We start from the raw sequence: 20,404 nt of genomic DNA, 5'->3' as shown, positions 1-20,404 counted from the left end.
TTCGAGAGCGAATAGAGCCAAGAATAACGCTTTCAAAAGAAAAATAGTCATTGTACAGTAGTTAAAGTAAATTGTCATAGATTATTTCCGAATATCTACCCTATTTTTATTGATAATTATGTTGATAATTTTAGAGAATTTCTATAGTCATGCAAATAATTTTTTGGCAATGTTTAAAGTTTAAGTAAAGGAAACTTGACTTTTTGAGAAAGGACATAATAATTTCTTAAGAAGACTTCCAAAAAAGATTTACAGATGTACCAATAGTTTTCTAAACTCCTACTAAGGTTATTTGATTTTCTGGTTTGGAAACAAATGGTCTAAGGAGAAAATATAAAAAACCAGTGGCTTTTACTTCTTCCGTTAGTTTTTTCCTGTTTTTAAGGATGGTTTAGAGGATAATGCTCAAGTTTATGTACAAACAAAAATCGAAAACAAAAAATAGGCGTTTGTTTGCAAGAAATTACGCTGTAAATTCACAGTCCAACTCAAAAGTCAAGCTATTTAATCAAGCCATTAAGCGGCTCTCTCCCAGTTGGCAAGCCTGCTTACCTATAGCTTGTCTGATTGTTTTGGGTTGGGGTTATGCCGCAGTTGCCCAAGCTCCAGCCGCAGGGCCAACGACAGCAGAACTTAAAGTTGCTCTTGATACCCTGTGGGTTGCGATCGCAGCCTTTTTAGTGTTCTTCATGAATGCTGGTTTTTGTATGTTAGAAACCGGCTTTTGTCGCCAGAAAAACGCTGTCAACGTTCTTTCTAAAAACTTGATTGTATTTGCTTTGTCCAGCGTTGCTTTTTGGGTCATTGGTTTTGGCTTAATGTTTGGTGATGGCAATGACTTCATCGGATTGAATGGGTTTTTCTTAGGAGGAGCAGATAACAGTCCCGCCACAGGAGAAGCCTATAAAGGCGTTTTCAGTGCCATTAGTTGGACAGGTGTACCCCTAAGTGCCAAGTTTTTATTCCAGCTAGTGTTTGCTGGGACAGCAGCAACAATCGTTTCTGGTGCAGTAGCCGAACGGATTAAGTTTGTTGACTTCCTAATTTTTAGCCTCTTACTTGTAGGTATTCTCTACCCCATTACCGGACACTGGATTTGGGGAACTGGTTGGCTAGCAGACAGAGGCTTTTGGGATTTTGCCGGTTCTACGGTGGTTCACTCCGTAGGTGGTTGGGCAGCTTTGATGGGAGCAGCATTTCTTGGGCCCCGCCTTGGTAGATATCAAGATAGGCAAGTTGTGGCTATGCCTGGTCACAACATGAGTATTGCCACTTTGGGCTGTCTGATCCTGTGGTTGGGTTGGTTTGGTTTCAACCCAGGTTCTGTGATGGCTGCCGATCCTAGTGCGATTAGTCACATTGCTGTCACCACTAACATGGCTGGTGCTGCTGGTGGAATTGCTGCTACCATTACAGCTTGGTTCTACTTAGGTAAACCAGATCTGTCAATGATTATCAATGGTATTTTAGCTGGCTTGGTTGGTGTTACAGCATCTTGTGCTTACGTAAGTATTTCTGCTTCTTTACTCATTGGCTTGATTGCTGGGATACTGGTAGTTTTCTCTGTAACATTCTTTGATAAACTTGGCATTGATGACCCAGTGGGAGCTACCTCAGTTCACCTAGTTTGTGGTACCTGGGGAACTCTCGCAGTAGGATTATGGTCTGTTGGCCCTGGTGTTTATTCCTGGTATGGCGATACACTTGGCCCAGCAAAAGGTTTATTTGCAGGTGGTGGCTTTGGACAGTTCGGTGTTCAGTTGCTGGGCGTTGTCTCAGTAGGTGGTTTCACTGTTTTACTCAGTAGTATTTTTTGGTTGGCACTGAAAGCTACTTTAGGTATCAGAGTATCCAAAGAAGAGGAATTAGAAGGTTTGGATATCGGTGAACACGGTATGGAAGCCTATAGTGGATTTCTCAAAGAAGGTGATGCAACTGGATTTTCTGAAGAAGAAAGCTCAATTGGGAGACTTTAGGAGAAATATTTATTTCTTTGGTTTAACCTCTGGAATATTCCTAATCCGAGCTACCAACACAGCATTAGTCTAGTAACCTGCTTTGATTTTTGTTCGCGCAGCGTTGCATAGACATACTAGTTAATAGGCAGCATGAAAAAAGGCTGTTCGAGTTGCACGGGGTTTTTTCAAAAATCAAATATGAGTCTTATAGATTAAACTGATTCCGTCAAATTCTGTGTCCAAGCGGGGAAAAGTAAGCGGTTTTATACCTTGTGCTTTTCCCGCTTTCTACCTTATTAAAAAAGGCAGAGGGCAGAAGGGAATGCTGACTCCAGCGTTGAAGCCCGTAACCAAAGGGAACACGGGTCTGAATCCCCGCCCAATTGTTCGTTCTGCCTCCTGCCTTCTTCAATAATTTAGCGATCCTATTTCACGAAATGCCTGATTGAAAACTTATTTTATTCTGTGAAGATTTTATGGCTAGAGAATTGAGAGTTGGTATGCTGCTATTGGCTATTGTGGGAAATCTGGCATGGTCGTTGAGTGCCAAGGCAAATTTTAACGGTAAACTTACCCTAGAAATTGATGGCTTAAAGAATAAAGAAGGACAAGTCTGTACCAGTATATTTGCTAGTAGTGAAGGATTTCCTAGCGATCGCGATCGCGGCTTACAAAAGCAGTGTACCAAGATTACTGACACTCCCTTATCCATTACCTTTGAGAACTTGAAAGCAGGTAATTATGCCGTTGCTGTCTTCCACGATCAAAATAATGACCGCATTCTCAACAGTAATGTTTTTGGTGTACCAAAAGAAGGCTTTGGATTTTCCAGAAATCCAGAAATTCGCACAGGTGCGCCCAAATTTAGCGAAGCAGCATTTTTAGTGGCAGGCCCAAACACTAATATCCAAATTCAGTTGAAATATTTTTAGGCTTATTCTCGTACATCGTTGTGTGAATTTTCTGGTAAACCTTGTTGTTCCGGTAAGCCACGCATTCGATTCATCTGTGTTAAAGCATATCGTGCTGTTGCTTGTACTTCGGCATCTGGGTCTTCTAATGCATGGCGCAACATCTGACTCATTTGACCCATCATGTCATAAATGCGCGTCAAGTCTCGGATCGCATTTTGCCGTACTTGGGGACTTTCATCTTGCATTGAAATTGCTAAACCCCGGTTCATCGGTTTGAGTGTGCGGATACCAATTTCTGCCAAAGCTGCCAAAATCAAGCTGCTTTCTTGAGAATCAGCATCAATCATTAGGTCAACCATTGGTTGAATTGCCCGCGAATCTCCCTGCTGACCCAAATCCCAAATAGCCTTGCGTCGCTTCGTTGGGTCAGAACTGCGTAAGTCTTGAATTAATTCGTCAACGATATTGAGTTTAGCAAGCCGGGAAGTTTTTTCTGGTAGTAGTAATTGTGTGGATAGCGGCGGCGTAGCTGTTTCTGGACTAGTTACAGTCTCTGGTGGGGGTGGTATCATCGTTTTTTTGTTAGCTTCACTCAAACTTTTAGTATCTGATATTTCGGACTTTTGCACTTGTTTAATCTGACGAAACCACCTCATCAGGTAAATAAGTGCGCCAATACTTCCTAAAACTCCGATGGCAAATATAAACCACCAGATGAAACCTTTCTCAGGTGGCTTGGGTTTTGCAGTCGGTTTGGTGGGAGTTGGATTAGGAAAAGTGACTATTGGAGAAGTGACGGTCTGATTTTTGGCAACTAAAGCTGCTTGCAGCCTCCTCCTAGTTGTTAGACCAGCAAGTCCATCTACTTTTAAACCCTTTGCTTTCTGGAATTTAGCTACAGCGATTTCTGTACTAGCGTTGTACTGTCCATCTATCAAGCCATTGTAGTATCCCAACTGTTTTAATTGGGTTTGTAATCTCTGCACATCTGATTTTTGACTACCATATCTTAATACAGCCGGACTAGCGGTAACTGTCGAACTAGCTTGTGCCAGTTCTAAAATTTCAGGCGCTAGGTTAGGTGTGGCTGTACTTGCACGATTTGGGTAAAAACCCACGCAAGAAAAACAGGTAAATATCAGAATTGAGGAACGGCATAGCCTCATATTGAAAGTTTCAGCCTGAACGTGCTTTTGAAGTCTTCGATACCACAATACCTTCTAGATGACAAAATGTTAACTGTCATTGGGCATTGGGTGTTGTCTCTAATCACCCTCACCTATACTTAACGAGTTAGGGTTAAATTTCTGGTTCAGATTTTCTAACTGCTAGGCTTACAGGGTTCAATTTTTTAGCAGATGAATCTAAAACTGGTTGCTTTATATTAGCTATTTCGCCGACAGTAAGTGTGTCGTTTTGCGCTCCTAAAGCATCACGTTGGTTAATGAGATAGATGCTAATTAAAGTGAGGAAAACACCTACCCACTGCACCGGACTGAGGACTTCTGAGAGAAAGAGATTGCCGAATAATAGGGCAAAGACGGGTGTAAGGAAGGTAAGAGAACTAAGACTAGTGAGACTGCCACTAGAGGCAAAGTAGAAGAATAACCCGTAGGCGATCGCACTGCCAAAAACAGTAGCATAACTCAAAGCCACTAAATCAGATCCTCCCAGATTTTCCCACTGCTGAGATTCGACAACTGACGAAATCCCCCATAGTGGTAATCCCCCCAAAATCATGTGCCATCCCGTAGCGGTTACTGGGTCAGCATACCGACAAACAAACCGAATCAACACTGTTCCCACAGCCATTGATAAGGCTGCCAATAGCATCAACCACTCACCGCTAGCAAACAAGTCTTGCCAGTTGCCAATTGTGATATTTGCGCCTGAGTCGAGAATATGTAAAATCCACTCATCAGGTAAGCCAATTAAACTAATGCCTGTGACTCCCAAACCTAACCCTAGCCATCCCCAAAAACCAATGTGTTCTTGGAATAGCCACAACGATAGCAATGCTACTGCCAAGGGTTGCGAGTCAATCATTACAGACCCTAACCCTGCGCTGGTTCTGACTAATCCTTCAGCCAAAAAGCCTTGAAATAAAGTCCCATCTATGAGGGCAAATAAGGCAATCCACAGCCATGCAGCCCAACCCTTGGGCTGGGGTTTACCCATGAATGCTGCTGCAATCAGAATTAACATCCCTGCTGGTATCAGGCGCACTCCCGCCATGAATAGCGGTGTGGTGTGGGGTATCACTCCTTTCATGGCTACCATTGCCGTCCCCCATAGGAAAAAGGGCGCAATTAACAAAAGAGGGGCGAAGGGAAGTCGAGATGCACTGAGTTTCAGTTGCATGGATTTGCTGATGCCTTTGTTTAACAAGCACAAAAATTGCTTTACCCAATTTTACCGAATTATGTAGTTTTGCGATCGCTTCTGGCGGGTGCTTTACAACATCGTGTAGCGTCTCAATGATCAGGGAAGAATACTCAGGTGTAGCTTAGGTTACAGGTGGTTGAATATGTTTTTAATTAGACAGATAGCTTGAAAAAGCTTGATCAGTTAACAAACACAAATGCTTAAAATCAAGTAGATAGCACTGTTTGTATGTATAATATGGTTATATTCTTGATTCCAATGATGGGCTCAAAAAAGTAGCAATTCGCTTGAGATTTTAAATTCAGCCAGAGAATAATCGGAAGTTAATATATTGCTCTGAAGTTTTTTACTGTAAACAAATCGGTTAATTTAGGCTTGAGATAAATTAAGATATACTCCAATCTTCTAAATGTAAATTAGGCAATTTTTCAAAAAGTTCAGTATTTTCCTTTTTTATATCTGTGTCGCGCCCTCAGATGAGCAAAGGACTTGCTTCTCTACACCTGAAGCGGTTTAATGCAGAAAAACATGCAGTCTCAACTGCTTTCTTGAGATTTTATATTATAGAAAGATACCTAAGTTTTCCCGGCTTAGGTATCCAATAGCAACATAACCTATTAAATAGATTGTTGACTATATTCTAATTACTAATTTTAATTTTTAAATGCTTCTTAGGACACTTTATAAATTGCTCCTTAAGTAGGATGCCAAAATCAGAGATGAGGTTTACTTTAATTCTGAAACCATCTTTATCAAAATAGAATTCAGGAGTCAGGAGTCAGAATTATGAATAAATTCTGACCGAAAAAAGGGATGGCGTATCGTAAAGCCTGCAAATAAGCAAGCTACGCGGGGCATCTCGTAGAGAGTATCTTGATTCTGACTGCTGAATTCTTCTTTAACTGCAAAATCTTGTTTTGTAACAGGTGCGTTACACTGCGTTAACGCACCCTACTGGAGCGGCAAGGCTAAAATGTTGCAAAAAAATTGTAGGTTGGGGAGCCAATGCGTTGCGCGGGTTTCCCGCGTTGTAGCAAGTGGCGTTGGAGGCTTTGCCAAAGCCAACATTTTTATATATGTTGGGTTGCGCTCTGCTTCACCTTTAGTCTGGCCACGCTACTACTTTCTAAAACAATTTAACAACCTTAAATTTTTCTAAAAGGTTTTTCTAAACTTGCTACTAATTTAACTCCAAATTCTTCCTCAAGCACTCCTTTTTTATAATCTAAACTCCAAAGTTCTAAAGCACAGTCATCATCAGCTTGAGATGGAAAAATTAGCAGGTTTACCTGTCGAAGTTGTTGATAATACTCACATTGCACTTGAGATATCGCACCAATTTGTCGTCTATCTAGTGCCACCGCTAATCTTAGGATTGCACTTAATTGACTAACCATTTGGCACTGCTCTTTAGTCAGCAGACTCTGGTAAATTTCATGTTTTTTCTTGGGCGGCGATTTGCGATGATAACGTGCTAAGTTGGCTATGATTTCAATCTCAGTTTCTGTATAACCAAGTAATTCACCATTGCGAATTAGATAATAAGAGTGCTTGTGGTGAGACGAATGACTGACATAATGACCGCAATTGTGTAATATTGCAGCTGCCCATAGCAGTTGTCGCTCGTCAGATCCCCAGTGATGTAACGTACCTTGAGTTTGATCAAATAAACTCTTGGCAAATTTGGCGACGCGATCGCTATACTCTAAGTTAACGTGGTATTTATTAGCGATTTTTAAAACATTCCGTTCCCGAACTGAACTTTGGTAACGCAGCTTATCTTCAATTAAACCGTGGCTTAACATCCAGTCTACAATTACACCTTCCCTTAAAGAGCGTTCGCAAACAGTGATCGATTCACTGCCTAAAAGGGTCATCGCTTCCTGTAATATTACTGCGCCAGCCAGTATAACTTCAGACCGTTTATCTGGCATACCAGGAATCGCAGCCTTTTCGGAATTACTCAGTTTCCGCAAGCGATTTACCAATTCTCGCAAGTCTTTAAGACTAAACTGGTAGCCATTAAGAGTAGAAGGAATAACACCCGATTTTTCTCGTGCATGAATCATCGCCAGAGTTTCAATCGTGCCAGATGTACCCACTAAACGGGGAGATTCTCCAGGTTGGAAATTTGCTAATACCTCATCCACGGAACGTTCTAACATACCGCGTGTATAGGATTGCAGATACAGAAACTCCGCGTTGCTGATGGGATCGGTAGTGATTAACTCGCTAGTGAGTCGCACTGCACCGACTTTGGTACTGGTGAGAGTCCGCGCTTGGTGACTATCGCCCAAAACTATTTCTGTGGAACCACCGCCAATATCAATAATAGTATGGGGTTGGTTGTGAAATTCCATCCCCGACAGCACGCCAAGGTAGATTCGTCGCGCTTCTTCTTGACCAGAAATTAAGTCAACGCTTAAACCCAATTCCGTTTCTACCCTGTACAAAAAATCTTTACCATTGGGGGCTTCGCGCACGGCACTAGTCGCCACAGCAATGATTGTTTCAGCATTGATGGTTTTGGCAACTTCTTGAAAGCGTCCTAAAGCAGCGATCGCCTTTTTAATGATCTCTGGTTTGAGTTCTCCAGTGGTAAGATTGCGATCGCCAAGTCTCACAGTTTCTTTTTCTCTGGCGATAATGCTAAAGGCTGGTAGCGTCGGGTCAATTTTGACTACTACCATGTGTAGAGAATTTGTTCCCAGGTCAATGGCAGCAATAATCCGATGTTGCTTAGGTGGTTGAGTTGCAGAACTCTCCCAGCTAGCCGAAACTAAATTCTGCATCTAGTTTTCTCTCTTTATAAGAAATGATGGCAAACGGTGGTATGTCGGGGTAGCTGGCACTGATATTAATTGCAATGTACTTACTCAAACTGAGTGCTGAGTAAATTAAAAAATACTCAGCAATCGCAACTCAGTTTCGTCAAGGGCAACTGAGCTAAGTATATTCACCCTAATGCGTCTAACGCTAGCGACTATTAAAAGATATTTAAAGTTGCCACTTTGGGTGATGTTTTTACAAATAACAAATAACGTTATTCTATAGATGTAAAGATGTGTGAATTCATCTATCTAAAGTTATTTGTTGATTTCTATGTTAACGATGCCAGAACGCCCCCAGTTACCAGTTTGGCTTGTAATTATCCGGCTTTTACGCTGGCATAAACCAGAAGGACGGTTAATTTTAATGATTCCGGCTCTTTGGGCAGTGTTTTTAGCAGCTTCTGGGAAACCGCCTTTACCTCTGGTTGGTGTAATTATATTGGGTACTCTGGCCACGAGTGCGGCGGGATGTGTTGTCAATGATTTATGGGATCGGGATATCGATCCAGAAGTGGAGAGAACACGCGATCGCCCCCTCGCTTCTCGCGCTTTGTCTGTGAAAGTTGGGATTGTAGTTGCGATCGTATCACTAGCATGTGCAGCTATCCTGGCCCTTTACCTTAACCCCCTAAGTTTCTGGTTATGTGTGGCAGCAGTGCCCGTAATTGTCCTTTATCCAGGCGCAAAGCGAGTGTTTCCTGTACCGCAACTGGTACTTTCCATCGCTTGGGGTTTTGGAGTGTTGATTAGCTGGAGTGCAGTTACTCAAACCATCACTCAACCAACTTGGTTACTTTGGGGCGCGACTGTACTGTGGACATTGGGATTTGATACAGTTTATGCCATGAGCGACAAGGAAGACGATCGCCGCATTGGTGTTAATTCAAGCGCCCTATTTTTTGGGAATTATGCCCCTGTAGCTATTGGAATTTTCTTTGCTGGCACAATCTTGTTATTGGCTTGGTTAGGTTTACTCATAAATCTGCACTTAGCCTTCTGGATTAGCCTTGCAGTTGCTACTATGGGATGGGTTTGGCAATCTCTGCGATTAAGACAGCGAGATTTACCTAATTCTGTTTATGGTAAGATGTTCCGGCAAAACGTGTGGATTGGTTTTATTTTACTTGTTGGGATGATCGCTGGATCTTTTTAATCAGTAAAAAGGGAATTTTCATAACTTTGATGATGGGATTTTTCCTTGAAGCGTACTTTGAAGTCGAAGCAACTGCGCGTCTATAGAGTTAAACAAAAATATTTATGAGTTTTTCTATGAGTAAATTCTTTGATTCCTTTAGTCCATTAATTCAGTATATGCGTACTTGGGCAGCAATAAGTCTGCTCTGTTTAGTTATCACCTGGTCATTTCCTGCACAAGCTGCTAGCCGAATTGATCCGCAATTAGAACAGCAAGTCTTACAAATTATCCGCGAACATCCACAGGCAATTATTGAATCTGTTCAAGCTTATCAGCAGCAGCAACAACAAAAACTCAAGCAAGCACAGCAAACATTTTTACAAGATTTAAAGACGAATCCTCAAACAGTGATTGGTGAGTCTCCCACCACAGGTTCAATTCAATCAAAAACTGTGCTAATAGAATTTTCCGATTTTCAATGTCCCTACTGTGCCGAGGCGCATAAAACATTGAAACAATTGTTAGCAAAATATCCCGATAAAGTAAAATTAGTTTATAAGAATTTACCACTAATTTCAATTCATGCTGAAGCATTACCATCGGCAGCAGCAGCTTGGGCAGCATATCAACAGGGCAAATTTTGGGAATATCATGATGCGCTATTTACTAATCAAAAGCAACTAGGTAAAGCGTTATATTTAGATATTGCTAAAAAACTGAATCTAGATTTAAGTAAATTTAAACGCGATCTTACTCTTGCTACTCCCGCAATTACAAAAGATATCCAATTAGCAGAGAAGTTGGGTGTTTCCGGCACACCTTTCTTTGTCATTAATAGTCCAACTTTTTCAGGAGTTGTACAGCTAGCGGATATCGAAAATATATTGACTGGTGCTAAGTAAATTACTGTGTTGAAAATAACCTCTGACTGTTTAAGTAACTAAGTGTAAATAAATTCAAGTTTGTAGTAATGACTTTAGTCCTGATAAACCTTTCCATGAGCGATTCATTGCTTACTACAAACTAGGATTTTATTATATTTTTAATTATGCCTAGCTACATTTTTTTATAATGATGCTTGATAACTAGCAATAAGCTTGATCAAGATATAAAGCTCATATTTGATTATTGAAAAAACCCTGTACAACTCAAAAAGCCTTCTTTTCTATTGCCTCTTGCCTACCCACGTAAGTATGGCTAGACTACACTATGCGAACAAAAATCAAAGCAGATTACTATATACTGTGTAAGGATTGTATCTCCATAGTATTTGTTTAGATAGATACTTTTTTATTTAACAATAATGTGCATCTTTAGTTAGAGGTTTCATACAACAGTTTAGTGATGTACTTGAGGCAAGTGTAAGGAGTAGCTGATGAGGAGTGATGAGAAGAAATTTTCTTCACTCCTCATGTTCTTAAATATATGGTAACTTAAAGCTTCTTTTAAGATTAGGGAAGTCAGAAAATTTGCTGCGCCTGACTCACCTTAAAAAGGCTTCCTCTAGTTCCCTTCTTTTTAAGGAAGGTTAGGGAGGATAAAGTCTTAACCCAAGAGTATTACTTTATGAATAGTCTTTCAGACTTCCTTTTTGATGCTCTAAATATTTATTCTTTAATTCCTCTGGAATAGGAATAGGACGACTATTTTGTAAACTGACAAAAGCACCCTTTTGACTAGCTACGGCTGCTAACTCATTATTAGATAAAATTTCAGCTTGTACAGTCCACTTCAATCGTCCTAAATTACTTAGCCATAAACGTCCAATTACTTGGTCAATAATTTTTATTGGGCGTTTATATTCAATTTTAGTTCCAGCTAGAACAGGTGCATATCCTTGATCAATTTGTTGATTGAGGTGCCAATATTCATCTAAAAACTTTAAACGTAAATCCTCTAACCATCTGATATATACAATATTGCTTACGATTCCCATAAAGTCAATGTCGTATGTTCTTACAGGAATTTCTAATACTACTTCTAATGGTCTGTGCAAACTGTTATTTACTAGCATTATTTCTCTTGATACTTTAAAACCGATCGGTCTGTAAAAATAGAAAAAATTTTACTCTTTTCAAGCATGGGTAATTATTAATTGCCTAATAACCCATTACCTACAACAATTTCAAACTTCTACTTTGTAGTTTAAGGTTAACTCGTCGCCAGGTACCCCTCTAATACCCCAGTTAGATTTGGGCGTTTCAAAAATTGTGATTTCAATATCGTATATAGGAATATTGAATTTTTCATTAATATTTTTAATCAGTAGGCGAATCAACTCTTTTTTTGTTTCCACTGAGCGTCCCTCAAACATACTAATTTCGATAACCAGATAATTGTCTGTTCTATCAGATGGATAGTAAAAATCTGATTTATCCAGTGGGAAAAAACGGTGAAATCTTTTTTCAGGGGCAATCTGTAAAACCTCTATGAGGGAGGTATGGATTACATTTGATAGCTCCGTTTTAATAGGATTTAATTTGTCAGCTAAAGAATATACTTTGATTTGTACCATATATTTAAAGGTGAGTTTCCAAGTATTGATTCAGGTGATTAATTATCCTGTGCATGTGAATTGAATCTCCATAAAGCTTACTCATCATTATGGCCCCTTCTAGCGTTGCAATTATGACGGTGGCAATTTCATCAGCATTTACTTCAGAGCGAATTTCACCCTTGGCAATTCCCGTTTCAATAATTCGACGAATTAGATGCAGCCAAGAGTTCATCGCCTGTTGAGCGCGTTCCCGCAACGCCGGATGAGCATCATCGCTTTCCACAGCAGTATTCATCAGTGGGCACCCTCCTTTGATAGGTGGGTTTTCTGCGAAGCTACTAAATATCCCAATGATTGCTTGCAGGCGTTCTACTGCATGGCGTTTGCTTCGCAATGCAAATCTAGTATGCTGTTTAATGCGAGCGATCGCAAAATCAAAAGCCTGTAATGCGAGATCGTCTTTGCTTTGAAAGTGATTATAAATTCCTCCTTTTTGCAATCCAGTCACACGCATGATGTCTGACATTGATGAGCCTGCATACCCCTGTTGGTTAAACAGTTCGGCTGCTTGATAGAGAATTCTACTTTTTGTTGCTTCGCCTTTGGACATTACAGCGATTTATTAGAGTAGGAAGTCGTGTAGTTTATTGATTAAAAATTACAGACCAATTGGTCTGTTTGTTTTTATCACTATACATGCTTGTAAGTCAAGTGTTTTTTGTAGTCCAAACAACGCAGACTTCACTCGGTTATAAACGCCGTTAGTTTTGATGCTACCTCCACTGTAGGTAATGAGATGTTTTTTTGAGCATCAACAGAAGTTTCAGCAGTAATATTGGCGATTTGAGCTTTGCCAAACAGGATTTTGACGGGGTTGTAAAAAACAAAATTTTCCATGAGTCATTAGACTTGCGGTGTATTATCCAGAGAATATAGCGATATACAAAACGAATACGCTAGACGTTTGCTCGTGTTTACAAGTAAAATACGGTAAGTACATAGCTTTACCGGCTTTTACATGTAAAACCGCAAAAAAACCAGTAAGAAGTTGATTTAGTAAAACAACTGACCCATAAGCAGTTATAAAAGTCTGTTTCAGCTAAATGTCAGTTGTCATACTTCCAAAAACTTTCAGACAGGTTTTAAGTTGTCTAGTAATTCTCTGCCCTAATTTTTAGCTAGATAAACCTTTCTTTGTGTCACTCATCCTTTGAGAAACACAATAATTTGCCATGACTAGCTCTATCACTGGGCTGTAGTTCGGCTGAGTTATTGCTCTCTAGTAGTGAAGTTCTAGCTGACTTTCTCAAACCCCCAAAGAGTATGCACTATTTATCACTACCATTCTTAAGCTTCTTCGTTGGCATCATAGTTGGTTTGACGGGAATTGGCGGAGCCTCTCTCATTACCCCAATGTTGATTTTTGTTTTTCAGGTTCCGCCTTCCATCGCAGTGAGTTCTGATGTTGTAGCTGCCACATTGATGAAGATTGTTGGTAGCGTTAAGCATTGGGAACAGAAAACTCTGGATATAGAAGTTGTCAAATGGCTGGCATTCGGGAGTGTTCCAGGCTCACTGTTTGGAGTGGGAATTTTGCACTTTCTTAAACGTACAGGTGATTATAATCTGGATAACATCTTGCTCCGTTTGCTTGGTGTGATGATTTTGCTAGTCACAGCGTTAGCACTAGTGCAATTGTTGTTATTGACTTTTTTACCCAAATTCAACTTACCCGAACTACCAAAGTTAGACTTAGAAACTAACTTTGGCCGCTTCCTAACAATCACTTTGGGGGCCATTTTAGGCTGTTTAGTTGGTCTAACTAGCGTCTCATCAGGTTCAATGTTTGCCCTAGTGCTGATTGGGTTTTTCCGTTTAGATGCACGGAAGTTAGTGGGTACTGATATCTCACACGCAGCAATTTTACTGCTGTTTACAGCCCTTGGTCATCTCAGCCTGGGAACAGTTGATTGGAATTTAGTAATACCTATCTGGCTCGGCTCTGTACCAGGAGTTCTGCTAGGTGCTAAAATCTGCCAAGTAGCTCCCCAGCGCCCACTACGGTTTATTATTTACGCCATTTTGATGATGGTGAGTTGGAAATTAGTTCATCAAGTGTAAGCAAATTGAGATTTTAGATCCCAAATCCAACATCCAACATCCAACATTGATTAACTTCTCACCCAAGGTAGTAGAGTGAATGTACCTCGCTCATACATAATGAACAGACCCAAGCCGATTAACACAAAAGGTACAGCAGCTTTACCGTAGCGACTTAAAATATAAGCAATGGTAGGTTGACGACTTAAAAAATAAGCGATCGCACACCAAACCCCTACCATGATAAAAAATATACCTAAAATTATTCCCAAACTGGCTAGGTCATGACCAGCGAACAAAGGGATATATATACTAATATTGTCACCCCCATTAGCGATCGTTACTGCTGCCACTTTATAGGTTTGGGGGTGCAAAACACTCAAAATAAAAGACAATAACGGGTTAGTAGGCGTAGGTTGATTAAAATCACTACTGACTGTCTGAACTGTTATAGTTTCTTCTTTTCTATATATTAATTGTTGAATACCAATTGCTATTGGTAGCAGTCCTAGTAATCCTATCCATTCTCGCTGTATGACCAATCCACCAAAAAATCCTGGTAAGCTAGCGATGATAATGGCTGAAAAACCCAGATATTGACCGAGTAAGATATGCCGCCGCCGAAAATTAACATCTATCTGTGAAAAAAATATTAACAAGATAATGATGTCATCTATGTTAGTGGCTATGAAGGCAATTATCCCTTCACTGAAGACTGTCCCTAACTTACTCATGCTGGATTTTTAGAACCTACGATTTCTCACCATAGCAAATTAACCTTTCAAGTAATTAAACTACACTACTTTTTAATACCCATTCCTGATCTGATCAGTCTAAAGACCTAGAAACTGCTGTAAAATATGAACGAATTAGTTACTGCAATTACTACAGGGGCAATTGCGTTCATTGCCACTAATATTGATGATATTGTCATTTTATTATTGTTTTTTTCTCAAATAAATACTAGCCTTCGTCCTCGGCATATAGTTGCTGGTCAGTTTTTAGGTTTTACAGTTCTGCTAATCCTTAGTCTTCCTGGTTTATTTGGCGGTTTAATATTATCTAAAACCTGGATTGGATTACTTGGTTTATTACCAATGTCCATAGGTATCAGTAGTTTGGTGAATCAAGAAGAAGATTCATCAAAAGAAGTTGTTGCTACGACAGAAGAGGCTGAAACATCAACAATTACGAGTTTTTTTTCTCCCCAAAGTTACAGTGTGGCAGCCGTTACACTTGCCAATGGTAGCGATAATATTAGTGTCTACGTGCCTTTATTTGCTAGCAGCAACTTAGAGAGTTTTGTGGTAATTATCGGATTATTTTTTATATTGTTAGGAATTTGGTGTTATGGGGCATACAAATTAACTCACTACAAAGTAATAGCTGATATATTGACTGGCTATATTAATAATTTTGTGCCTTTTATTCTTATCGGATTAGGCGCTTTTATTGTACTAAAAAGTGAAGCTTTGAGCTTAATCAAGCTAGCTGCTAGTTGTTTATGTTTGATGATTTTGGTGAAAAATAATGAAAGTGTAGATGAAATTGGCGAAAATTCTAAGTAAGTGGACGTGAATAGTATCGAGGGCTTTAGCCCTATTTTAAGGGCTGTTCGCAAAGCGTTCTCACAGGGTAGACCTCACTACGAGCCAATTTAATTAATTTTCTATTAAACCTCATCTATGTTGAAACCTAGAGTTTTTTAAAAGATATATTTATGTAGGTTGGGTAGAGTGAAACGCAACCCAACATTACCACCAAATTTTATGTTGGGTTACGCGATCGCTGCACCCAACCGACAAAACTACGGTTCTCAAGGTAGACGAGGCTTATGTAAGATAGTTTGAATTATTCTTTCCTACTTACTTAAAATTGTTATGCAGAATCAAACTTTACTCAACCACTCATTTTCTTCTGGATCTTTGAATAGTGAGGTGCTGAGGTAGCGTTCGCCGAAGCTAGGCTGGATCATGACGATTAGACGACCTGCATTTTCTGGACGTTGTGCTACTTGAATAGCCGCATATAAAGCAGCGCCAGTAGAAATGCCCGATAACAATCCTTCTTCTTTTGCTAGGCGACGGCTGTAAGCGATCGCTTGCTCATCCGCTACCTGAATCACTTCATCCACCAATTCTGGACGATAAATTGCTGGGACAAATCCCGCGCCGATACCCTGAATTTTGTGAGGCCCTGATTTTCCACCCGTTAATACCGGACTGCTGCTTGGTTCAACTGCGATCGCTTGAAAACTTGGCTTCCGTCCTTTAATAACTTCTGCAACTCCTGTAATCGTCCCACCAGTACCCACTCCCGCCACTAGAATATCCACCTCTCCATCGGTATCATTCCAGATTTCTTCTGCTGTGGTTTCGGCGTGAACTTTCGGGTTGGCGGGGTTGCGGAACTGCTGCAACATATAAGCATTGGGCGTTTGAGCTAAAATCTGCTCTGCACGACCGATCGCTCCTCGCATCCCTTCTACCCCTGGCGTTAACTCTAATTGAGCGCCATAAGCTTTGAGCATCGATCGTCTTTCGTGGCTCATTGTGTCAGGCATCGTTAGAATGAGATGGTACCCCTTAGCGGCCGCCACCATCGCTAGCGCAATTCCTGTATTCCCAGAAGTCGGCTCTACTAAAATAGTTTTTCCGGGGTGAATCAAGCCAGCTTCTTCCGCCGTTTCCACCATACTCGCGCCAATCCGATCTTTCACAGAAGATGCTGGATTCATGCTTTCTAGCTTCACCACAATCCGAGCAACCGCTCCTGAAGCTTGGGGAATTTTGTTTAATTGAACTAAAGGAGTCCGTCCGATTAACTCTGTGATATCTTTCGCTATCCGCATGTGAATACTCCATCGTGTTTAAATATAATACATCGGGCTTTGCTGTGCGCGAGTCTCTCTTTCCTCGCACAAGTCTTGGAGTGTATAGCGACCCAATACTTCAATTGCAGCAGTGTTAGCTTGCTCCCAAACTTCATAAACCAGAGTCTTTTCTAGAGTCGGAGAGTCAGATGTATCTTTCTCTTTCCGCTCACCTTCGACTAAAGTGACAATTTCCAGAAGTGTAATCTGCCAAGGTTCACGAGCTAAAACAAAACCTCCTTTAGAGCCGCGTTGACTCTGCACCACACCAGAACGCCGGAGGTTGGTCAAAATTTGTTCCAGATAGCGTTCAGGTATAGGTTGTTTGGTAGTGATCTCGCTCATGGTTAGAGGAAGTTTTTTTCCGTGGTGGCTTGCCAGTTCTAAGAGTGCTAGCAATGCATATTCCACTTTGGAAGACAGATCCAAGAGAGCGTAGTTTTGGCTATTCAAGACTGTACTCAACATACTACGGTGAATTGGGGGACTTATGGCAGTTTATCCGAAATTAATTTTTTCAACGTGTGGAATGTGATAGCATCCCACTTACTACCCACAAAAACACTATATTCTATCGACTTACCGTAGATTATTATCTTACATAATTCCCATAAATGACTCGATCTTTTAGTGGGAATTATCCTGAGTTTCTGTTTTCAGAGCCTCAATTACCAACGAAAATCTCAACAGAGTATGCTACTAACTGATTTGCGAACCATTTTTGAGCGTGACCCAGCAGCGCGTAACTGGCTAGAAGTATTGTTCTGTTACCCTGGACTCCAAGCCCTAGTGTTTCATCGATTAGCACACTGGCTGTATAAAATTGGGATTCCCTTCATACCTCGGTTTATCTCTCATATTAGTCGGTTTTTAACTGGGATTGAAATCCATCCTGGGGCATTAATTGGACAGGGAGTGTTTATTGACCACGGTATGGGAGTTGTGATTGGTGAAACTGCGATCGTGGGCGACTATGCCCTGATTTATCAAGGTGTGACCTTAGGTGGTACAGGAAAACAAACCGGCAAACGCCATCCAACTTTAGGCTCTCATGTGGTTGTGGGAGCGGGTGCAAAGGTATTGGGAAATATTCTAATTGGCGATCGCGTCCGTATTGGAGCTGGTTCTGTGGTGTTGCGAGATGTACCCAGTAACACAACCGTAGTCGGGATTCCAGGGCGCGTAACTCGTCAGAACAACTTGTCTACTAATGTTCTGGATCATGATAAAGTCCGCGACGTAGAAGCTGAAGTTATCCGCGCTTTATTTGAACGTGTCAAGGCTCTAGAAAAACAGTTCGAAGAGTTGCAAGATGAATCAAATTTGTCCTCAAATGAGCTTGGCGACGAACAAACATACAACCCTAAGAACAATAAGTCTGATGGGATGATTGAAGATTTTCTTGATGGTGCGGGAATTTAATTTTGGGCATTGGGCAAGGCAATACGGTTTGGTTAAAGGGGAAAGGGGAAAGGGACTCATGTTTTGAATACATCCTTTCCTCTTTAACCCTTAACCTTTACCCAGACCACAAGGAAAGTGAAAAAAGCTTATCCGAACCTATTGAGGGGGAAAGGAGAATAATTCTGCTCCCTTGCTCTATCTCCCTATTCCTTCTTTAAAATGCCCAGATGCTCTTAGAACCTGATATAAATATAATACTACGGTTAATTTATCGGAGAATAGTGTTATAGTCATGGTATCTTTATATGCAAATTTAACTAGCTTAAACAGTAATAATACTAAAGAAATTTTTGCCCGGAGGTCATTTCTACCAGAGCATCCAAACGGACTTTGGAAGATTGAAACTGGTTTTGTCAGGACTTTTACCTATTTGGAAGATGGTACAACCGTCGCTTTGGGATTGTGGGGCCCTGGAGATATTGTTGGTAAGTCTTTGTCAAAATTAGAACCTTATCAGATGGAATGCCTAACTAAAGTAGAGGCGACAGTCTTACCTGTAGAGGAGTGGACTCAACTAACAGAAACTCTACTTGCCCATATCCAACAAGCTCAAGAATTGATGGTTATTCGTAGCCATAAAAAAGTTGATACCATGCTGATCAAGCTGTTGGCATGGTTATCTAAAAAGTTTGGTTCGGAAGTTGAGAAGGGACGTTTAATAGATATGCGTCTGACTCACGAAGACTTGGCTGAAATGCTAGGTTCAACTCGTGTGACTATCACTCGTGTTCTTGGACAGTTTGAGCAAGAAGGCTTAATTGCTCGTCTTTCCCTGCATCGAATTGTGGTGCGAGAAGAAGATATTTGGTACTACGAAATTTAAATTATTTAGATTATTTCAACAAAACCAGCTATCGCCGTCTGCATTCGGCTTGCCCACAATTCTAAGATTCAGGGATTCCAGATAAGCCAAACCGTTAGAGATTTGTGGTAATGTTCCCCTTAGTTCAATATCAAAGCACCCTTCTTCGTCTGTATTTGGTTGTAGCATAGCCTTAGTAATATTAACTACCAAGCCGTAACTAGAAATTAATTGTGAAATCACAGGCGCTTGCAGATAGCATTTGGGAATATATATCCGCAGGCGAATCTGAGAGACTTGGCTTTTGTTAGAGACTGAAGAAACCAGTGATAATCTGGTTTGGGAATTGGTTTGACGTTTATTTAATGCTGCCATTGGATAGTGACGATTTTATTACTTAGCTATCGCTATAAACGCTAGATAAATCCAGCCAAATCGGTAGCCCCAGTTTTTCTAAATAACTCAGGCTAGAGTAAAGTTGTTTGGTTCTCCCCCACAAATCCAAGTCAAACCAGCCGTCATCTTCTGTATCGGGTTGAAGTGTAGCACTGGTAATATTTACAGTTAATCCATAACGAGAAACTAATTCAGAAATCACCGGCTCTTTGTAATAAGATTTTAAGACACACAGTTGCAAGCGCAATCGATTAGTTTGACCTAGAGAAATCCATTGCTGGAATTGTTCTTGCCATTGATTTGTCAGGAATGCAGAATCTTTGGGACTCAGTTTGCTAACTAGATTTGGGAAAGGTAAAGAGTGCTGGTTAGATTGAATGTGGTTAGCGATCGCTAATTCCAGTAAATTCACTCCCAATCCTTGCAAGTAAGATAGGCTATTTGTCAGTTTTTGGGGATTTCCCGAAAGTTCCAAATCAAACCAGCCATCGCTGTCACTATCGGATGTCAATGATGCTGCTTTGATATTGACGGTTAAACCATAACGAGACACCAGCCGCGAAATTACAGGTTGCCTATGATACCTCTGAGGTACGAGAATGCGGCTGTGTACTGAAGCAGGTTCTACAGATTTACACTGAGACATCAGATTAATTCCCAATAGCGATGCCTAGGCAATTTTTTGGTTCGACAGAGAATCTTGCTGATGCCGCGCCCCTAGAACTCAACTTTGCCTGGTTGAATGTCAGCCTTATAGAAATTTTCATCTTTTTGGCTCTTATTAAACTACGGTAGCTCTATCGATTTAACGCATTTTTGTTATGTAAAGGAGAATCCCACGAAGAATGCAAAAAAGCAATGGGTAAATTCACGTAAAATATGATTAATTTATGTAAAGTAACTCGATCCAAAATATATTGACAATTTACTATATTTGTGGCGTGGATGTATTCATAAGAATATTTAGTGTTTCCGCAAATGGAAACGCAATTTTAAGTTTTTTTAATCGAAATCAATTGACCGGCTAGAGAGCGATCGCATTAATTTTGA

20 protein-coding genes and 1 pseudogene are annotated in these 20,404 nt (G+C 40.5%); 9 read left to right on the top strand and 12 right to left on the bottom strand.

The genetic code is table 11. From position 1 onward, the window contains the following. Positions 1–413: 413 nt before the first annotated feature. On the top strand, positions 414–1,976 hold the full coding sequence (locus IQ274_RS00850) for an ammonium transporter (protein ID WP_193867071.1): 1,563 nt from the start codon (positions 414–416) through the stop codon (positions 1,974–1,976). Positions 1,977–2,434: 458 nt separating this feature from the next. Beyond that, on the top strand, positions 2,435–2,890 hold the full coding sequence (locus IQ274_RS00845) for a DUF2141 domain-containing protein (RefSeq protein ID WP_193867070.1): 456 nt from the start codon (positions 2,435–2,437) through the stop codon (positions 2,888–2,890). A 2-nt stretch (positions 2,891–2,892) separates the two neighbouring features. Here IQ274_RS00845 and IQ274_RS00840 read toward each other — a convergent pair whose 3' ends face one another. From IQ274_RS00840 to IQ274_RS00830, 3 genes are all read right to left on the bottom strand, one after another. After that, entirely contained in the window at positions 2,893–4,038 is a 1,146-nt protein-coding gene (locus IQ274_RS00840) for a peptidoglycan-binding protein (protein WP_193867069.1), read from the bottom strand. A 133-nt stretch (positions 4,039–4,171) separates the two neighbouring features. Continuing rightward, complete coding sequence (locus tag IQ274_RS00835; RefSeq protein ID WP_163929756.1) at positions 4,172–5,233, bottom strand: DMT family transporter; 1,062 nt, start codon at positions 5,231–5,233, stop codon at positions 4,172–4,174. Between the two features lie 1,169 nt (positions 5,234–6,402). Further along, a complete protein-coding gene (locus IQ274_RS00830; RefSeq protein WP_193867068.1) occupies positions 6,403–8,049 on the bottom strand; it encodes a Ppx/GppA phosphatase family protein in 1,647 nt (548 codons plus the stop codon). Positions 8,050–8,359: 310 nt separating this feature from the next. Here IQ274_RS00830 and IQ274_RS00825 point away from each other — a divergent pair, with 310 nt between their 5' ends. Together IQ274_RS00825 and IQ274_RS00820 are read left to right on the top strand one after the other, a co-directional pair. Then, entirely contained in the window at positions 8,360–9,241 is an 882-nt protein-coding gene (locus tag IQ274_RS00825) for a 4-hydroxybenzoate solanesyltransferase (RefSeq protein WP_163929758.1), read from the top strand. Between the two features lie 104 nt (positions 9,242–9,345). Further along, positions 9,346–10,125, top strand: coding sequence for a DsbA family protein (locus IQ274_RS00820; RefSeq protein ID WP_228057962.1), 780 nt, complete (start codon positions 9,346–9,348; stop codon positions 10,123–10,125). Positions 10,126–10,787: 662 nt separating this feature from the next. On the opposite strand, the gene IQ274_RS00815 is transcribed toward IQ274_RS00820, so the two are convergent. From IQ274_RS00815 to IQ274_RS00800, 4 genes and pseudogenes are all read right to left on the bottom strand, one after another. Continuing rightward, positions 10,788–11,237 carry an acyl-CoA thioesterase gene (locus IQ274_RS00815; protein WP_193867066.1) on the bottom strand — a complete coding sequence of 150 codons (450 nt, stop codon included), beginning with the start codon at positions 11,235–11,237 and terminating at the stop codon, positions 10,788–10,790. A gap of 111 nt (positions 11,238–11,348) precedes the next feature. Further along, positions 11,349–11,738, bottom strand: a complete 390-nt coding sequence (locus IQ274_RS00810) for a tautomerase family protein (protein ID WP_163929761.1) — start codon at positions 11,736–11,738, stop codon at positions 11,349–11,351. 4 nt (positions 11,739–11,742) lie between these two features. Further along, positions 11,743–12,330, bottom strand: coding sequence for a TetR/AcrR family transcriptional regulator (locus IQ274_RS00805; RefSeq protein WP_193867065.1), 588 nt, complete (start codon positions 12,328–12,330; stop codon positions 11,743–11,745). A gap of 114 nt (positions 12,331–12,444) precedes the next feature. Beyond that, positions 12,445–12,617 (bottom strand): annotated as a pseudogene (locus IQ274_RS00800) (NADH-dependent alcohol dehydrogenase); the annotation flags it as partial. A gap of 426 nt (positions 12,618–13,043) precedes the next feature. Here IQ274_RS00800 and IQ274_RS00795 point away from each other — a divergent pair. Further along, positions 13,044–13,841, top strand: coding sequence for a sulfite exporter TauE/SafE family protein (locus tag IQ274_RS00795; RefSeq protein WP_163929763.1), 798 nt, complete (start codon positions 13,044–13,046; stop codon positions 13,839–13,841). Positions 13,842–13,891: 50 nt separating this feature from the next. On the opposite strand, the gene IQ274_RS00790 is transcribed toward IQ274_RS00795, so the two are convergent. Further along, positions 13,892–14,554 (bottom strand): cadmium resistance transporter, encoded by a 663-nt coding sequence (locus tag IQ274_RS00790; protein ID WP_163929764.1) that lies wholly within the window; start codon positions 14,552–14,554, stop codon positions 13,892–13,894. A 126-nt stretch (positions 14,555–14,680) separates the two neighbouring features. Here IQ274_RS00790 and IQ274_RS00785 point away from each other — a divergent pair, with 126 nt between their 5' ends. Then, positions 14,681–15,388, top strand: a complete 708-nt coding sequence (locus IQ274_RS00785; protein ID WP_193867064.1) for a cadmium resistance transporter — start codon at positions 14,681–14,683, stop codon at positions 15,386–15,388. A 320-nt stretch (positions 15,389–15,708) separates the two neighbouring features. On the opposite strand, the gene cysK is transcribed toward IQ274_RS00785, so the two are convergent. Continuing rightward, positions 15,709–16,671: a cysteine synthase A gene (cysK, locus tag IQ274_RS00780; RefSeq protein ID WP_114080548.1), complete on the bottom strand. Its 963-nt coding sequence runs from the start codon at positions 16,669–16,671 to the stop codon at positions 15,709–15,711. Positions 16,672–16,689: 18 nt separating this feature from the next. Continuing rightward, positions 16,690–17,160 carry an RrF2 family transcriptional regulator gene (locus IQ274_RS00775; RefSeq protein WP_193867063.1) on the bottom strand — a complete coding sequence of 157 codons (471 nt, stop codon included), beginning with the start codon at positions 17,158–17,160 and terminating at the stop codon, positions 16,690–16,692. 225 nt (positions 17,161–17,385) lie between these two features. On the opposite strand from IQ274_RS00775, the gene cysE reads away from it, so the two are divergent. Next, on the top strand, positions 17,386–18,114 hold the full coding sequence (cysE, locus tag IQ274_RS00770; protein WP_193867062.1) for a serine O-acetyltransferase: 729 nt from the start codon (positions 17,386–17,388) through the stop codon (positions 18,112–18,114). A gap of 274 nt (positions 18,115–18,388) precedes the next feature. After that, positions 18,389–18,979 carry a Crp/Fnr family transcriptional regulator gene (locus IQ274_RS00765; protein WP_163929767.1) on the top strand — a complete coding sequence of 197 codons (591 nt, stop codon included), beginning with the start codon at positions 18,389–18,391 and terminating at the stop codon, positions 18,977–18,979. 15 nt (positions 18,980–18,994) lie between these two features. Here IQ274_RS00765 and IQ274_RS00760 read toward each other — a convergent pair whose 3' ends face one another. Both IQ274_RS00760 and IQ274_RS00755 read right to left on the bottom strand, forming a co-directional pair. Further along, positions 18,995–19,333 (bottom strand): NIL domain-containing protein, encoded by a 339-nt coding sequence (locus IQ274_RS00760; RefSeq protein ID WP_193867061.1) that lies wholly within the window; start codon positions 19,331–19,333, stop codon positions 18,995–18,997. A gap of 22 nt (positions 19,334–19,355) precedes the next feature. Beyond that, entirely contained in the window at positions 19,356–20,000 is a 645-nt protein-coding gene (locus IQ274_RS00755) for an NIL domain-containing protein (protein ID WP_163929769.1), read from the bottom strand. A 20-nt stretch (positions 20,001–20,020) separates the two neighbouring features. Between IQ274_RS00755 and IQ274_RS37190 the strand changes: the two genes are divergently transcribed. Then, entirely contained in the window at positions 20,021–20,149 is a 129-nt protein-coding gene (locus tag IQ274_RS37190; protein ID WP_265578503.1) for a hypothetical protein, read from the top strand. Positions 20,150–20,404 lie beyond the last annotated feature (255 nt).

The organism is Nostoc sp. LEGE 12447 (assembly GCF_015206985.1).
GTDB lineage: Bacteria > Cyanobacteriota > Cyanobacteriia > Cyanobacteriales > Nostocaceae > Nostoc.
Note: the sequence above shows the minus strand (reverse complement) of the source record. Positions and strands in the feature narration are given on the sequence as shown.

What these genes read in the sequence shown, in the direction of transcription:
- IQ274_RS00850 (WP_193867071.1), top strand. Translation starts at nt 414, where the DNA reads ATGTACAAACAAAAATCGAAAACAAAAAATAGGCGTTTGTTTGCAAGA.
- IQ274_RS00845 (WP_193867070.1), top strand. Translation starts at nt 2,435, where the DNA reads ATGGCTAGAGAATTGAGAGTTGGTATGCTGCTATTGGCTATTGTGGGA.
- IQ274_RS00840 (WP_193867069.1), bottom strand. Translation starts at nt 4,038, where the DNA reads ATGAGGCTATGCCGTTCCTCAATTCTGATATTTACCTGTTTTTCTTGC.
- IQ274_RS00835 (WP_163929756.1), bottom strand. Translation starts at nt 5,233, where the DNA reads ATGCAACTGAAACTCAGTGCATCTCGACTTCCCTTCGCCCCTCTTTTG.
- IQ274_RS00830 (WP_193867068.1), bottom strand. Translation starts at nt 8,049, where the DNA reads ATGCAGAATTTAGTTTCGGCTAGCTGGGAGAGTTCTGCAACTCAACCA.
- IQ274_RS00825 (WP_163929758.1), top strand. Translation starts at nt 8,360, where the DNA reads ATGTTAACGATGCCAGAACGCCCCCAGTTACCAGTTTGGCTTGTAATT.
- IQ274_RS00820 (WP_228057962.1), top strand. Translation starts at nt 9,346, where the DNA reads ATGAGTTTTTCTATGAGTAAATTCTTTGATTCCTTTAGTCCATTAATT.
- IQ274_RS00815 (WP_193867066.1), bottom strand. Translation starts at nt 11,237, where the DNA reads ATGCTAGTAAATAACAGTTTGCACAGACCATTAGAAGTAGTATTAGAA.
- IQ274_RS00810 (WP_163929761.1), bottom strand. Translation starts at nt 11,738, where the DNA reads ATGGTACAAATCAAAGTATATTCTTTAGCTGACAAATTAAATCCTATT.
- IQ274_RS00805 (WP_193867065.1), bottom strand. Translation starts at nt 12,330, where the DNA reads ATGTCCAAAGGCGAAGCAACAAAAAGTAGAATTCTCTATCAAGCAGCC.
- IQ274_RS00795 (WP_163929763.1), top strand. Translation starts at nt 13,044, where the DNA reads ATGCACTATTTATCACTACCATTCTTAAGCTTCTTCGTTGGCATCATA.
- IQ274_RS00790 (WP_163929764.1), bottom strand. Translation starts at nt 14,554, where the DNA reads ATGAGTAAGTTAGGGACAGTCTTCAGTGAAGGGATAATTGCCTTCATA.
- IQ274_RS00785 (WP_193867064.1), top strand. Translation starts at nt 14,681, where the DNA reads ATGAACGAATTAGTTACTGCAATTACTACAGGGGCAATTGCGTTCATT.
- cysK (WP_114080548.1), bottom strand. Translation starts at nt 16,671, where the DNA reads ATGCGGATAGCGAAAGATATCACAGAGTTAATCGGACGGACTCCTTTA.
- IQ274_RS00775 (WP_193867063.1), bottom strand. Translation starts at nt 17,160, where the DNA reads ATGTTGAGTACAGTCTTGAATAGCCAAAACTACGCTCTCTTGGATCTG.
- cysE (WP_193867062.1), top strand. Translation starts at nt 17,386, where the DNA reads ATGCTACTAACTGATTTGCGAACCATTTTTGAGCGTGACCCAGCAGCG.
- IQ274_RS00765 (WP_163929767.1), top strand. Translation starts at nt 18,389, where the DNA reads ATGGTATCTTTATATGCAAATTTAACTAGCTTAAACAGTAATAATACT.
- IQ274_RS00760 (WP_193867061.1), bottom strand. Translation starts at nt 19,333, where the DNA reads ATGGCAGCATTAAATAAACGTCAAACCAATTCCCAAACCAGATTATCA.
- IQ274_RS00755 (WP_163929769.1), bottom strand. Translation starts at nt 20,000, where the DNA reads ATGTCTCAGTGTAAATCTGTAGAACCTGCTTCAGTACACAGCCGCATT.
- IQ274_RS37190 (WP_265578503.1), top strand. Translation starts at nt 20,021, where the DNA reads ATGCCTAGGCAATTTTTTGGTTCGACAGAGAATCTTGCTGATGCCGCG.